This is a genomic window from Acinetobacter sp. CIP 102637, from assembly GCF_000368425.1.
GTDB classification, from domain to species: Bacteria; Pseudomonadota; Gammaproteobacteria; order Pseudomonadales; family Moraxellaceae; genus Acinetobacter; species Acinetobacter parvus.
Genome location: NZ_KB849435.1, coordinates 1,703,475 through 1,718,661 on the forward strand (window position 1 = coordinate 1,703,475; position 15,187 = coordinate 1,718,661).

Consider the following 15,187-nt stretch of genomic DNA (forward strand, 5'->3'; position numbering starts at 1 on the left):
TTATGTATTGAGGAGGAATCCTCAAAAGATAAAAAACGGCGGATAAAAAAGTATCCAAGATTTTACACAGGTTTAGATGCGGATGAAACCTTTGAATTAGAAAAATACAGGAACAATCAAGGAATCGTCTTATACTAAAGCCTAAATGAATTAGACTGGGCGAAACACTATGTTGGTGTGGATATAAATAAACATGACAAGAACAGCAATGGAGCAGTACACATGGTCAGTGCATATGATGAGTTACCACGAACACCAGCAAATTTTGTTGCCTTATCACCATTGCGTTACCTGGAGCGTGCCGCCTACATTTACCCAAATCAGGCAGCCATTATTCATGGTGAACGTCAAATTACATGGCAGCAAACCTATCAACGCTGTCGCCAGTTTGCACATCAACTCAGAAATCTAGGTATTCAAAAAAACGATACCGTTTCGGTACTGTTACCAAATGTCCCTGCAATGATCGAAGCTCATTTTGCAGTACCAATGGCAGGTGCTGTACTCAATACGCTGAATACTCGCTTGGATGCAAAAACTATTGCTTTCATGCTCACACATGCGGAATCAAGAGTACTGCTTGTCGACCCTGAATTTAAAACCCTTGCAGAAGAAGCGTTAAAGCTGATCACTCAAAATATTATTGTGATTGATGTTTTTGACCATGCGTTTGAGGGTGAACAGGTTGCAATTGGCCAGTATGAATATGAGTCGTGGCTGGGACAGGGTAATCCAGATTTTGAATGGTTACTCCCACAGGACGAATGGGATGCGATTAGCCTCAACTATACCTCTGGTACAACAGGCAATCCGAAAGGCGTGGTTTATCACCATCGTGGTGCTTACCTCAATGCGGCAAGTAATATTTTGGCCTGTGGGATGAAGCCGCGTGCGGTGTATCTATGGACATTGCCATTGTTCCACTGTAATGGCTGGTGTTTTGCCTGGTCAATTGCCGCAAGTGGTGGCACCAATATCTGTTTACGCAGGGTTGATCCTGTATTGATCTTTAAATATATCGCTGAGTATAAGGTCGATTATTTCTGTGGTGCGCCGATTGTATTGTCCATGCTGATCAATGCCCCAACAGATCAACGCACATCATTTGATCATCACATCGAAGTCATGGTGGCTGGAGCTGCCCCGCCCGTTGCGATTATTGAGGGCATGCGTCATATCGGCATCAACGTCAACCATGTTTATGGTTTGACCGAAACCTATGGTCCATCGGCATTATGTGCATCACAGGCTGGCTGGAGTGATTTATCTATTCAGGAGCAAGCGCAGCTTCATTCTCGCCAAGGCGTACCATACCCATTGCAAGACAGTATGCGAGTACTTGATCCTGAAACAATGCAACCGGTACCGAATGATGGGCAAACCATGGGCGAAATTATGTTCCGTGGCAATATCGTGATGAAAGGTTATCTCAAAAATCCACAGGCAACTGAGGAGGCATTTAAGGGTGGCTGGTTCCATACAGGAGATTTGGCGGTTTGTCATCCTGACGGTTATGCCAAGATTACTGACCGCTCCAAGGATATTATTATCTCAGGTGGTGAGAACATTTCCTCCCTGGAAGTGGAAGATGTGCTCTATCGCCATCCAGCCGTACTTACCGCAGCGGTTGTGGCAAAACCAGATCAACGCTGGCAGGAGGTGCCATGTGCCTTTATTGAATTAAAACAGGGTGCATCTGCATCCGCAGAAGAGATTATTGCACATTGCGAAAAGGAGCTGGCGCGCTTTAAAGTTCCTAAAGATGTGGTAATTACTGAGATTCCGAAAACATCGACAGGGAAATTACAGAAATTTATTTTAAGAGAATGGGCGAAACAACGTGCAACAGGAGAATTCGGGAATTATTAAGACAGTGTCCCGTCCTAAAATAGGTTGACACTTATTTCAACTATAAAATGCCTGATAAACCTCATTGGGCGTTTTATATTTTAATGCAAATGGCCTGATCCTTTTTAATGCGTAGAGATTCCTACTTGCATTGCTTGTAATAGACTTGACGGGTCATTCCAAGATAACGGCAGCATTGCATAATACTTATCCCCGTTTCTTGCTTTTCCCTGATGACTTGCCTCGTGGCTTTTCTATAATGCTGACTCCATAATCTCTTTCGAGTACATCTACAACACTTTCAAAGAATTCAGCTTTTTGTTGAGTGTTGACAAGTTGGTGCTCAAGTTCTTTAATTCTTTGTTCTAGCGTGAGCGGTGTATTGGGCATGGAGGTTTTACCTGGATGAAAAGAGAGTGCTCACTGACTCCAGTCTAGGTTACCATGCTTGCGAAGCCAAACTAATACTGTTGAACAGCCCTGTATGTCATATTTATCCTGGGCCTGCCTATAAATCATTTCACCTTTTTCGACTTGGTCAACAACTGATAATTTAAAGACGAGACTATAATCTCGTTGTGTTCTTCTAAGCACTCTAGTCATAACACTCTCCAATTTTAGGAATGGAAAGTGTCAACCTTAATTAGGACGAGACATAGATATAAAAAAAGCGGCTCAATTGAGCCGCCCTTTCATATCATCAAGACTCAATTACTGAGCTTGTTGACCTGGTTGTACAACAACAGTACGGCTACCAGTGATCGCAGCGAATACGCGACGGTTCATAGCACGACCTTCTTTAGTCTTGTTGTCTGCAATCGGTTGATCCCAAGCGAAGCCCTGAGTTGTCAAGCGAGTTGCGTTAACATTGTATTCATTCACAAGTGCAGACTTAACAGAGTTGGCACGAGCTAAAGATAAACGTTCGTTCAACTTACGTGGACCCGTGTTGTCTGTGTGACCTTCAATGCGAGCAGTCGCATTCGGGTACTCAGCTAATTTCTCTGCTACTTTCGCAATTTCAGACTTGTACTGCGGCTTGATGTCTGACTTGTTGGTATCAAAGAATACACGAAGTTCCATGTTAAGGTCTTCAGTCATCTCTTGTGGCTGCGGCTGAACTGGTACTGGTACTGGTACTGGTACTGGAACAACTTCAACTACTGGTGCAGCTGGCTTCAAGTGACCACCAAGAACAACGTTTAAACCAGCAAGTGCTGTGTAGTTCCAGAAGTCTTCGTCGATATTATAAGTACCACGAGCTTCAGTACGAAGAGATAAAGCATCGTTTAAGCGCCAGAAAGCACCGATACCAGCATTACCTAGAGTACCTTCTTCTTTCAAACCACGACCAACACGACCTAACTCTGCTTCATTAGCATCAGTAAAAGAGTATTTGTAATGACCAGCACCTAACAATACATATGGCTTGATTTTGCTGTCATAGTTTTTAGTGATCAAATCAGAAGTAACATAGAAGTTACCGTTGATTTGTTGTTGCTTATATTCAGAGTTAGCAGCAAGGCTGTCAACATCACCTTTAACTTGGTTATATTCAACTTCGAAACCTAACCAAGGTGTTAATTCAACACCAATAGCAGCACCAACGAATAAATCGTCTTGTAGTTCGCCACCGTTAGTTAAGTGCTTATCACCATTGTTGTGTTTAGTGTCTTGGAATGTGTAACCAAGCAATAATGGAGTGATTGTTACGCCCGCGTTAGCAGCAGCTAAAGGAGCAGCAACAAGCATAGCAATTGCAATACGACTCAATTTCATGGATATCCTCCAGAGATAACATTTGTTTGTTGTTAAGTTTAGCCTATAATTTTTGACCACTCATAAGCATCAAGCACTTAAAATGTTCTTTTTAAGCTATTCACTTAACTTTGTATCATACAAACACTCGAGTAATTTTCCAAGTGCTTGATAACTTTAACCTAGTAAATTATTGACAAAATTTCTTACAATTTCCGTTGTAGTTCAGTAAATTTTCAATTCCCATGTAAAGTAATAATCAATTATCGTTCGCAAGTTTTTATTTATTTGCTATGTAGCATTTCTATTTAAATAATGGCCTAAATATGGGTTAATGTATTATTTAATTTTAAAAACACATTTTAACACTTTGTTATTTATATATTTAAACAAAAATTACTTGGGTTTCACATGAAAACAACATTAGGTTTTACCTTAACCGAAATGGTGGTGACCACGACTATTTTGTCCATAATAGTCGCTTTCGCAATTCCAGCATTTCATCATTTACTGGCTTCCTGGGAGTCAAACCAGACCATTAGAATACTCACAATGAACATACAAAAAGCAAAGATTGATGCACAAATTTACCATAAAAACGTGATCATTTGCCCAAGTCAGGATTTAGAGAGTTGCCATAATGACTGGAACAAGGGTTTTATTAGCTTTATAGATAGCAATAAGAATAGACAACGTGACAATGACGAAACCTTGTTATTTGCCAGCACACTTAATCATAAATATGGTTCACTAAGCTATAGAGGCTTTGGCTCTTCCCCACGATACATTATCTTCCAGCAGGAAAATGGCTTGCCTTTCGCTTCAAATGGTAGCTTTATCTATTGTTCCAATTCACTGGATGATCACTCAAAACTGGTCATTGGTCGTATGGGGCATCCACGATTTGAGAAAACACCCACCTGCTAAAAACTCTTCAGTCTAGGCAAGGCGACATAAAACACTTTATTCACTGTTTTTTTTTACTATACTGCATAGGTTTTGAACATTCTCTGCAAATTATAAGTCTGGAGACACACAATGACTGACATCGTAATTGTCAATGGCGCCCGTACGGCAATGGGCGGCTTCCAAGGTGCATTATCGAGTGCAACTGCACCAGAACTGGGTGCAATCACAATTAAAGAAGCAATTGCCCGTGCTGGTCTACAGCCAACTGATGTAGAAGAAGTCATCATGGGTTGTGTGTTACCAGCAGGCTTAAAGCAAGGCCCTGCCCGTCAGGCAATGCGTAAGGCTGGTTTACCTGACTCAACAGGCGCAGTGACAATTAACAAGCTGTGTGGCTCTGGCATGAAAGCGGTTATGCAGGCAGCTGACATGATCAAGGCAGGCAGTGCTGAAATTGTGGTTGCAGGCGGTATGGAATCCATGACCAATGCACCTTATGTATTGCCCAAAGCACGTGCAGGCTACCGTATGGGTCATGGGGAAATTAAGGACCATATGTTCCTTGATGGTCTTGAAGATGCTGAAACTGGTCGCTTAATGGGTTCATTTGCCCAGGACATGGCAAATACACGTGGTTATACCCGTGAGCAAATGGATGACTTTGCCATTCGTTCTTTACAACGTGCCCAAAAAGCGATTACTGAAGGTTATTTCAAGGATGAAATCGTTGCTGTAACCGTCTCAAGCCGTAAAGGTGATGTGGTTGTTGATCAGGATGAGCAACCTTTAAATGCCAAGCTGGATAAAATCCCAAGCTTAAAACCAGCTTTTGCCAAAGACGGTACCATTACTGCGGCGAATGCCAGCTCAATTTCTGACGGCGCGTCTGCACTTGTACTTACCAACAGTGATGTGGCTGCTCAACGTGGCTTACAACCTTTGGCAAAAATCGTTGCAACCGCATCAAATTCCCAGCATCCATCTGAATTTACCATTGCGCCTGTAGGTGCAATTCAGAAAGTGTTGAACAAGGCGGGCTGGGATGCGCAAGACGTTGACCTTTGGGAAATCAACGAAGCATTTGCCATGGTGACCATGTGTCCAATTGATGACTTCAAATTAGATGCAGAAAAAGTCAATATCAATGGTGGTGCCTGTGCTCTTGGACACCCAGTTGGTTCTACTGGTTCGCGTATCATTTTGACCCTGATTCATGCACTTAAACGTACGGGTGGCAAGAAAGGTGTTGCAGCCCTGTGTATCGGCGGTGGTGAGGCAACTGCTGTTGCGATTGAATTGATCTAAATATCTATCATTCTTTTCTATAAAAAAATCCTGCTTGATGCAGGATTTTTTATTTTCATAATTACAAAAAAATAATGCACCTTATCTAAAAATCCCGATAAGTTATGTTGTGTATAAAAAAACAACAAGGAATTTCCCATGCAACTCAATCATTATCTCAATTTCCAAGGACAAGCCGAACAGGCATTCATTTTTTACCAGTCTGTGTTTGGCGGTGAATTTTCCATGATTAGTCGCTATGGAGATATGCCACCAACTGAGGGAATCACCCTGTCTGAAGTCGATAAAAGTTTAATCCTGCACGTTTCCTTACCGATCAATGAATCTACGGTTCTGATGGGATCGGATGTCAACGATCAGTTTTGCGCAGCAAATAGTGTGTTTACGCCAGGAAATAACCATTATATTTCGATTAATCTTGAATATGATGAAATGGAAGCACGACGTTTATTTAACCAGCTTTCAGTACATGGTCATATTGAAATGCAACTGGAGAAAACTTTCTGGGGTGCACTCTACGGTGCATTTACCGATCAGTTCGGAGTCAAGTGGATGGTCAATTGTCAGCTTGAGAGCATATAAATAACAGAATAAAGACTTCATCGAAATAATTTTTTGATGAAGTTCTAAGCATCAATATTTGCATATAATAAAAAAGCTGAACCGTAGTTCAGCTTTTGCTTTGAGGATACTTACGCACCCGTTTGATAACTGGCCTGTGGCACTGCGGTTGAAGCCTGATAAGGGTGAGTAAAATCCTGAAGTCCAGCAGCCGCTTCGTGAATGTCCTTGCCCTCTTTGACAACAAAGGTATCAAAGCCAGAACGTTTCAAATAATTTAAAACATCCTTAAACACATCACCTACTGCACGTAATTCACCCTGATAGCCCTGACGGCGTAATAACGCAGCAAAGGAGTAGCCCCGACCATCACCAAAACCAGCAAACTCGATAAAAATTGCATCTAGTTCATTTAATGGAAATTGATGGGTTTCAGGTGAATCATTGACCGTGATATATAAAGCCTTTTTACCTTGTACCTGTGTCAACTGATCAAGTTGTGCAGTGGTCAGCACTACATCACCTTGCGGAATCAGACCATCTTCAGCAATCACTTGATAGCTATTGTCTGCAATTGTGCCATCTTTAGAAAGCACTTGTAGCGATGTATTAAGCATAAGCACGCTCCTTAAATGGCTGGATGCCAACACGGCGGTAAGTGTCGATGAAACGCTCACCCTCTGTACGCAAGTCAAGATAGGTATTGAGGATTTCTTCAATCACATCAGGAACGGCATCCGCAGCAAACGATGGCCCCAGAATGTCCCCCAACGACGCATCGTGATCAGCGTGACCACCTAAAGTGATTTGATAGAACTCAGCACCTTTCTTATCGACTCCCAAAATACCGATGTTACCAACATGGTGATGACCACAGGCATTCATACAGCCTGAGATATTCAGATCAAGTTCACCCAAATTATAAATGGTATCTAAATCTTCAAAACGACGGCTTATCGCTTCTGAAATTGGAATGGATTTCGCATTGGCCAATGAACAGAAATCACCACCTGGGCAGCAAATAATATCGGTAATAAAGCCGATATGCGCGCGTGCCATGTTGTGATGTTCAAGCGTTTGCCACAATTCAAACAGGTCTTTTTGTGGTACATCCACGAGTGAAATATTTTGTTCATGTGTAGTACGGAACTCACCAAAAGTGTACTTATCCGCTAAGTCTGCGATTAAGTTCATTTCTTCAGAAGTCACATCACCAGGGGCAACGCCTGCACGTTTTAGTGAAATCGTGACGATACGATAGCCTTTGACTTTATGTGCATTGGTGTTGACGTTAAACCATTGCTTAAATTTTGGATGTTCAGCAAACAGTGCTGAAAAATCCTGATCTTCTAAATCTTGATAATCAAATGGAGTGAATTCTTCATCTAATTTTTCCAAGATCTCAGGCTGAATCTTCAATGCTTCACGGGTGTGCTCAAATTCAGCCTCAACTTTTTCTGCGAACACTGCTGGTGTGAGTGCTTTCACGAGAATCTTAATACGTGCCTTGTATTTGTTGTCTCGACGGCCATGCAGGTTATAGACACGCAAGGTCGCTTCAAGATAGGCAATCAAGTCTTCACGTGGTAAGAACTCACGGATTACGCTACCAATGATTGGGGTACGGCCCAAGCCACCACCAACCATGATTTTATAGCCCATTTCGCCCGCTTCATTGCGAACGATATAAACACCAATATCGTGGAAAGCAGTTGCGGCACGGTCTTTTTCTTCCAGAGCAGACACGGCGATCTTGAACTTACGTGGCAAGAACGCAAATTCAGGATGAAAAGTACTCCACTGACGAATTAATTCACACGTTGGACGTGGATCTGCAATTTCACCTGCAACAACACCCGCAAACTGATCAGTGGTGGTATTACGAATACAGTTACCTGATGTTTGTACTGCATGCATTTGTACTGTTGCTAGCTCTGCAAGAATATCAGGTACATTTTCTAAAGCAGGCCAGTTCAACTGAATATTTTGACGAGTTGAAACGTGGGCATAACCACGATCATATTCAGTCGCGATTTCAGCAATTTTTCTGAGTTGTTTAGTATTCATCAAGCCATACGGCACAGCGATACGGAGCATAGGTGCATAACGTTGCACGTACAGACCATTTTGCAAACGTAATGGACGATATTCGTCTTCGGTCAATTTTCCTGCTAAATAGCGTTCTGTTTGATCGCGGAACTGAGCAACACGTTGGTTAATCAGTTGTTGATCGAAATCCGTATATAAATACATGGCGTATGGCTAGTCATTCATTATAAAGGCAACTAGCATAGCGAGCTTTTATTCATCAACAAAATGCTTTTTTTGCATATTTAATAACGATTTTATTGATAAGCCTATCTAATTGCCCCAAAAAGAAAAAACTCAGACGAATCTGAGCTTTTACAATCATTTTCTAAATGAAATTAGTTCTTATTTGGCAATGCATAAGCTACAAGAGACCAGCTACCACAACAAAATAAGGTAGCTTAACTAGAGCAGAATATCACTTATAAATAAGCTTTTAGTTGTTCAAACACGTAGGACCACCTCTCTTTTATGCTTTTGTATATAAAAGGTTACGCCCATTTTTAATTGATTAATTTATTCAAAATGTTAATCACTTGATTAACTGTGCGATAGCTCACCAAGTTGTGATTGTATGCACATTTTTTCTACCATTTTCCTTGACCTAATCCTTGCCCCATAAATTGATATCGCATTTGAGAACGTGAAAATTTGATTGGGCATGCTAATTGAGGCTCAGTTTGATCTGTATTTTCAGATAAAGGCACATCGACCACCCAACCACGTTGTTTTGCAATCGGTGAAGTCAAAGCTTCATCCAAGCTCAACACTGGCTCAACACAAATATCTAATTGCGAAAAAATTGATTGCCACTCAGCAAAATCTTTGGAGCTAAACTTTTCCTTTAAGGCTTGTTTAATCGCTTGACGGTCTTCAGGGTCAAAAGAACTACCTTTTGCCATCAATATAGGTAAATCTAATGCAGCAGCTAACCCAGTCATAAACTGTGGTTCTAAACTTCCTACAGAGAAATAACGACCATCTTTGGTTTCATAATAGTCATAGAAAATAGCACCATTCAGCATCCCTTGCTCAGGACCTTGCGGTGTCTGACCAGCCAAACTTGCTGAGGCGGCCATACTATTTAAACTAGCCACACAGTCCGTCATAGAAATATCTATGTATTGCCCCATGCCACTGCGCTGACGTTCGACCACAGCTGCGAGAATACCAATCACCGCATGCAGTGAACCACCCGCAACATCGGCAATCTGGATGCCCAATGGCGGTGGGCCACCATCCTGACGACCACTATGACCAGAAACACCTGCCAGTGCCAGATAGTTAATGTCATGCCCTGCACGGTCTTTATAAGTACCTGTTTGACCGTAGCCTGTAATTGAACAGTAGATTAAACGTGGATTGATCTCTGCCAGGGTTTCATAGTCCAAGCCCAAACGGCGCATCACATCTGGACGGAACTGTTCCAGCAGGATGTCAAACTCGGAAATCTTGTTCCTGATCATTTCAATATTGGCTGCATCTTTTAAATCGAGTGCAATCGACTGCTTGTTACGGTTTAAATAACTATGCGCTGTCGCCTGTCCATTGGCATAAGGTGGCATGATTCGAACCAAATCTGGACGACTCGGAGATTCTACATGGATCACTTCTGCACCCATGTCGGCAAGGTACATGCTGGCAAATGGTCCAGGCAATAACGTTGAAAAATCCAGAACTTTCAATCCCTTTAAAGCGGTTGGCATAATAATTTCTACTCAGTTTGTTTAAATTTTCTTTTATATTAGGTTTGGATAAACACAAAAACAATGTCATGTTCAGCCATTTACCTTGATCGTTTCGGCAATTTAACATGTACTGAATGAGCAATTATTTTTCTTGTCAATTGCTCAATTAGATATTTTAGACGGTTATTTAGGTCAATTATCGTGAATAGTAAAGAAACTGAAGGATTCAATATGAGCCGTGATACGATCAGCATCCACTTCGTGAATGCGGCTTTAACAGGTGTCAAACGCCTCGGCATGGACGTGGAAACATTACTTTCACATGTCGGTATTGAAGCAGAATTGCTGCGCCAACCCAAGGCCCGAATCTCCCCAGAGCAATACACCCGTTTCGTTAAAATGTTGTGGATGGTGACGCAGGACGAGCATGTGGGCTTTGATGTCCAGCCACGCCGTCTGGGTACGTTTGCTATCATGTGCCAATTGATCATACATTCGAAAACACTTGGACAGGCACTCGAACTCTCATCTCAATTCTATAAATTGTTTGGAGATGAATGGTCGGTGAGTCTGGAACGTGACAAGCATGAAGCACGTTTAGTGCCGCATATTCCCAAAGCTCTGGATCCCGATCACTTCATTACTGAAAGCATGCTGATGATCTGGCATGGTCTGGCTTCATGGCTAATTGAACGTCGCTTACCTTTGGAGCGCGTCCATTTTGGTTATGAACGCCCTAACCACGCCGATGAATATGATGCGCTATTTTTTGCGCCTGTGATGCAATTCGATGCACCACGTACGGAAATCACATTTGCTGCGGACTATCTTGATCTTCCGATCCGTCAAGATGAAAAGACCTTAGAGGAATTTTTAAAAGCTGCACCAGCGCAACTGCTGGTAAAATTCAAGAACACCAACTCGCTCACATCGCGCATTCGTGATGTGTTAAAAAGTCAGATCGGTGATGAAATGCCGACACTGAATAATGTGGCCTCCATGCTGTATCTTTCTCCGCAAACTTTGCGTCGCCGTTTGGCTGCGGAAGGTAAGAGCTATCAAGGTGTCAAAGATGCGCTGCGCCGTGATGCCGCCATTCATTTATTGTTAACGCCAAACCTTACCCTTGAAGACGTTGCTCAACAGGTCGGCTTTAGTGAAACCAGTACCTTCCACCGTGCCTTCAAGAAATGGACAGGTGTTACTCCTGGTTTATATCGTCAGTTGCATGGGCAGCATTTATAAATTTTGCCATCACTCGCAGTATGTTCCAAAATGGAACATACTGAACTTTGTTCAAGTTCAAAAACTTTAAAGATGTTTCCCAAATGTTTGGTAATTGCAGGGCGTTTTGTGCCAAACAACTCTGCCATCTATGCCTGACTTAACCAAACAGTTTCCCGTTCCAGATTAACCTCTAACTTTATTTCCCCATCCTGACTGCTAAAAAACTGGATTTGACTCATGCTGTTTTCCTTATTTTATTTATGCATGCCATTTTAACGATTAAAATTGGCGAAAAACATCAAGCTTGCCAACGTTTATCATCATTGCACTGCCACTTAAATTGAGTACACTCGAAGCACAATGATTTTAATTTAAGGCAATACAAGGAACAGCTATGAGCGAGGCCTATATTATTGATGCCATTCGCACACCACGCGGAAAAGGAAAAAAAGACGGCTCATTACATGAAGTAAAACCAATTACTTTACTCACAACATTATTGAATGAATTACAACAACGCCATCAACTCGACACATCTAAAGTCGATGATATCGTTCTCGGTTGTGTGACACCAATTGGTGATCAAGGTGGGGATATTGCCAAAACTGCTGCGATTGCTGCAGGTTGGAATGATGATGTCGCAGGCGTACAAATCAACCGTTTCTGTGCTTCTGGTTTAGAAGCCGTGAACTTGGCAGCACAAAAAGTTCGTTCAGGTTGGGAAGATGTTGTGGTTGCTGGCGGTGTGGAATCCATGTCACGCATTCCAATGGGTTCTGATGGTGGTCCATGGGCGCTTGATCCAGAAACCAACTTGAAGTCCTCCTTTGTCCCACAAGGTGTTGGTGCTGACCTGATTGCCACTTTAGATGGTTATAGCCGCGCAGATGTAGATGCATTTGCGGTCGGTTCGCAACAAAAGGCTGCTGCTGCTCAGGCAAATGGTTATTTCGATAAATCAGTTGTACCTGTGAAAGATCATGCAGGTGTAACAATCTTAGAAAAAGATGAATTTATCAAAGGAAATACCACAGTTGAAGGTCTAGCAAAACTGAATGCTAGCTTTGAAATGATGGGTCAAATGGGCTTCGATGCTGTTGCTTTACAGAAGTATCCTGAAGCGCAAAAAATTAATCACGTTCATCATGCAGGTAACTCATCAGGTATCGTCGATGGTGCTGCGGTGGTGTTATTGGCTTCTGAGAAAGCAGTTAAAGAGCAAGGCTTAAAACCTCGTGCCAAGGTGCTTGCAACTGCATTAGTCGGTACAGATCCAACCATTATGTTGACTGGTCCTGCCCCTGCTGCACGTAAAGCATTAGAAAAAGCAGGCTTGAGCATCAACGATATTGATTTATTTGAAGTGAATGAAGCTTTTGCAGCTGTGGTAATGCGTTTTATTACAGAACTGAAAGTTCCTGCTGAGAAAGTCAACGTCAATGGTGGTGCGATTGCGATGGGACATCCATTAGGGGCAACTGGTGCCATGATTCTAGGAACTTTGTTAGATGAATTAGAGCGTCAAGGTAAAAAACGTGGTCTAGCAACGTTGTGTGTCGGTGGTGGTATGGGGATTGCTACCATTATCGAGTTGGTGTAAGGAGAACAACATGAGCGCTATTAAATACGAAAAAAACGCTGACAATATTGTAATTCTTACACTAGATTCATCTGGTCAATCTGCAAACACCATGAATGCAGAGTTCCGTGATGCTTTAGATGAAGTCAGTCAAAAGCTTAAAGCTGAAACTGATCTGAAAGGTATTATTTTCCGTTCAGCTAAGAAAACCTTCTTTGCTGGTGGTGACCTAGATGAGCTGATTCAGGTACAACCTGAACACGCTACTGAATTTTTCAAGATGATTGAAAAACTCAAAGGTGACTTACGCACAATCGAAACTTTAGGTGTGCCTGTTGTTGCAGCTTTAAACGGCACTGCGCTTGGTGGTGGCTGGGAAATCGCTTTAGGTTGTCATTATCGTATTGCTATTAATGATCCAAAAACTAAATTTGGTTTACCTGAAGTGACTTTAGGACTACTTCCTGGTGGTGGTGGCATCGTCCGTATGGTGCGTCTGCTCGGCTTACAAAATGCATTCCCGTTCCTCATGGAAGGTAAGCAATTTGGTGTCGATAAAGCAAAATCTCTTGGTTTGGTACATGACACGGCTGAGAATGAACAAGAGCTTTTAGAAAAAGCAATTGCTTGGGTGAAAGCTAATCCAAAATCACAGCAACCATTTGATGTGAAAGGCTACAAAATCCCTGGTGGTGATCCTAAGACGCCTGCGGTTGCACAAGTGCTTGCAATTGCCCCTGCCATGCTACGTGACAAAACCAAAGGTTGCTACCCTGCTCCTGAAGCGATCATGGCGGCTGCAGTTGAAGGTGCACAAGTCGATGTAGATACTGCACTTCGTATTGAATCACGTTACTTTACACAACTGACTGTCGGTCAAGTGTCGAAGAACATGATTGGTACGTTCTGGCATGGTCTAAATGCAATTAAATCAGGTGCGAGTCGTCCTGCTGAAGTTGCTAAATGGCAAGCGAAAAAAGTCGGTGTTTTAGGTGCAGGTATGATGGGTGCAGGGATTGCCTATTCAACCGCAATCAAAGGCATTCCAGTTGTGCTCAAAGACGTTTCTGTAGAAAATGCGGAGAAAGGCAAAGCTTATTCGCAAAAGCTACTTGATAAACGTGTTTCACAAGGTCGTATGACCGCAGAAAAACGTGATCAAGTGTTGGGACTTATTACTGCAACTGCTGATGCAGCTGATCTACAAGGCTGTGACTTAATCATTGAAGCAGTATTTGAAAATCAAGAACTCAAAGCCAAGGTGACTCAAGAAGCTGAGCAGTATTTAGCGGAAGATGGAATCTTTGCATCGAACACGTCTACCTTACCGATCACAGGTCTAGCAACAGCAAGTAAAGATGCTAAAAACTTTATTGGCTTACATTTCTTTAGCCCAGTCGACAAAATGCAATTGGTTGAAATCATCAAAGGTAAAGAAACTTCAGCTGCAACATTAGCTAAAGCCTATGACTTTGTACAACAAATTGCTAAAACACCAATCGTGGTAAATGACAGTCGTGGTTTCTTTACCAGTCGTGTGTTTGGTACGTTCATTCAAGAAGGTATGCGTCTTCTTGCTGAGGGCGTACATCCAGCGAAAATCGAAATGGCAGCACTCAAAGCTGCTATGCCTGTTGGTCCTCTTGCGATTCAGGATGAAGTATCTTTAACTCTGACTGAGCATGTAGCAAGCGAAACGCGTAAAGCATTGCAAGCTGAAGGGAAAGACTTACCGAAAACCCCTGTAGATGAAGTGGTTCACACCATGATTCACGAGCTAAATCGTAAAGGTAAAGCAGCAGGTGCAGGCTTCTATGAATATCCAGAAAATGGAAAAAAACATTTGTGGGATGGGCTCAGCCGTTGGACAAAAGCGAATGATATTTCTGAACAAGATATGATTGATCGTTTCTTGTTTGTTCAAGCGCTGGATACTTTACGCTGCTATGAAGAATGTGTTCTAGAATCAGTAATTGATGCCAATGTCGGTTCAATTTTTGGAATCGGTTTTGCTCCATGGACTGGTGGTGCAATTCAATTCCTAAATCAAAATGGGATTGAAAAATCACTACAACGTTCAGAAGAATTGGCTGCTCAATATGGTGAACGTTTCAATCCACCACAATTGTTAAAAGACAAAGCGCAGAAGAAAGAAATTATTCAATAATTTTTTCACTCTCTTCACTTTACGCTCATATCAGTTTCTTTAACTGATATGAGCTTT

General features: G+C 42.2%; 12 protein-coding genes and 1 pseudogene. 7 read left to right on the top strand and 6 right to left on the bottom strand.

Annotated elements, in window-relative coordinates; genetic code table 11:
• The first annotated feature begins 222 nt into the window (after nt 1-222).
• On the top strand, nt 223-1,869 hold the full coding sequence (locus tag F967_RS11195; RefSeq protein ID WP_004799939.1) for an acyl-CoA synthetase: 1,647 nt from the start codon (nt 223-225) through the stop codon (nt 1,867-1,869).
• 186 nt (nt 1,870-2,055) lie between these two features.
• Here F967_RS11195 and F967_RS14765 read toward each other — a convergent pair whose 3' ends face one another.
• From F967_RS14765 to omp38, 3 genes and pseudogenes are all read right to left on the bottom strand, one after another.
• Entirely contained in the window at nt 2,056-2,238 is a 183-nt protein-coding gene (locus tag F967_RS14765) for a hypothetical protein (protein ID WP_004799940.1), read from the bottom strand.
• Between the two features lie 33 nt (nt 2,239-2,271).
• Nucleotides 2,272-2,451, bottom strand: a pseudogene (locus F967_RS14770) (IS3 family transposase); the annotation flags it as partial.
• A 108-nt stretch (nt 2,452-2,559) separates the two neighbouring features.
• Complete coding sequence (gene omp38, locus F967_RS11210) at nt 2,560-3,627, bottom strand: outer membrane protein Omp38 (protein WP_004799942.1); 1,068 nt, start codon at nt 3,625-3,627, stop codon at nt 2,560-2,562.
• 390 nt (nt 3,628-4,017) lie between these two features.
• Between omp38 and F967_RS11215 the strand changes: the two genes are divergently transcribed.
• The 3 genes from F967_RS11215 (at nt 4,018) to F967_RS11225 (ending at nt 6,402) form a co-directional block, all read left to right on the top strand.
• Nucleotides 4,018-4,533: a GspH/FimT family pseudopilin gene (locus F967_RS11215; RefSeq protein WP_004799943.1), complete on the top strand. Its 516-nt coding sequence runs from the start codon at nt 4,018-4,020 to the stop codon at nt 4,531-4,533.
• A gap of 111 nt (nt 4,534-4,644) precedes the next feature.
• Entirely contained in the window at nt 4,645-5,820 is a 1,176-nt protein-coding gene (locus F967_RS11220; RefSeq protein ID WP_004683057.1) for a thiolase family protein, read from the top strand.
• Nucleotides 5,821-5,958: 138 nt separating this feature from the next.
• On the top strand, nt 5,959-6,402 hold the full coding sequence (locus F967_RS11225) for a VOC family protein (protein WP_004799944.1): 444 nt from the start codon (nt 5,959-5,961) through the stop codon (nt 6,400-6,402).
• Between the two features lie 110 nt (nt 6,403-6,512).
• Here the strand turns inward: F967_RS11225 and F967_RS11230 are convergent, their stop codons facing one another.
• The 3 genes from F967_RS11230 to F967_RS11240 form a co-directional block, all read right to left on the bottom strand.
• The gene (locus F967_RS11230; RefSeq protein ID WP_004675657.1) at nt 6,513-6,998 is read right to left on the bottom strand and encodes a DUF934 domain-containing protein; all 486 of its coding nucleotides are present in this window, start codon (nt 6,996-6,998) and stop codon (nt 6,513-6,515) included.
• On the bottom strand, nt 6,991-8,634 hold the full coding sequence (locus F967_RS11235; RefSeq protein WP_004799945.1) for a nitrite/sulfite reductase: 1,644 nt from the start codon (nt 8,632-8,634) through the stop codon (nt 6,991-6,993). Before F967_RS11235 ends, F967_RS11230 begins: the two co-directional genes overlap by 8 nt.
• A gap of 422 nt (nt 8,635-9,056) precedes the next feature.
• The gene (locus F967_RS11240; RefSeq protein ID WP_004799946.1) at nt 9,057-10,175 is read right to left on the bottom strand and encodes a CaiB/BaiF CoA transferase family protein; all 1,119 of its coding nucleotides are present in this window, start codon (nt 10,173-10,175) and stop codon (nt 9,057-9,059) included.
• Between the two features lie 213 nt (nt 10,176-10,388).
• Here F967_RS11240 and F967_RS11245 point away from each other — a divergent pair, with 213 nt between their 5' ends.
• The 3 genes from F967_RS11245 (at nt 10,389) to F967_RS11255 (ending at nt 15,130) form a co-directional block, all read left to right on the top strand.
• Nucleotides 10,389-11,402: an AraC family transcriptional regulator gene (locus F967_RS11245; RefSeq protein ID WP_004799947.1), complete on the top strand. Its 1,014-nt coding sequence runs from the start codon at nt 10,389-10,391 to the stop codon at nt 11,400-11,402.
• A 376-nt stretch (nt 11,403-11,778) separates the two neighbouring features.
• The gene (locus F967_RS11250) at nt 11,779-12,984 is read left to right on the top strand and encodes an acetyl-CoA C-acetyltransferase (protein WP_004799949.1); all 1,206 of its coding nucleotides are present in this window, start codon (nt 11,779-11,781) and stop codon (nt 12,982-12,984) included.
• A 10-nt stretch (nt 12,985-12,994) separates the two neighbouring features.
• Complete coding sequence (locus F967_RS11255) at nt 12,995-15,130, top strand: 3-hydroxyacyl-CoA dehydrogenase NAD-binding domain-containing protein (protein WP_004799952.1); 2,136 nt, start codon at nt 12,995-12,997, stop codon at nt 15,128-15,130.
• Nucleotides 15,131-15,187 lie beyond the last annotated feature (57 nt).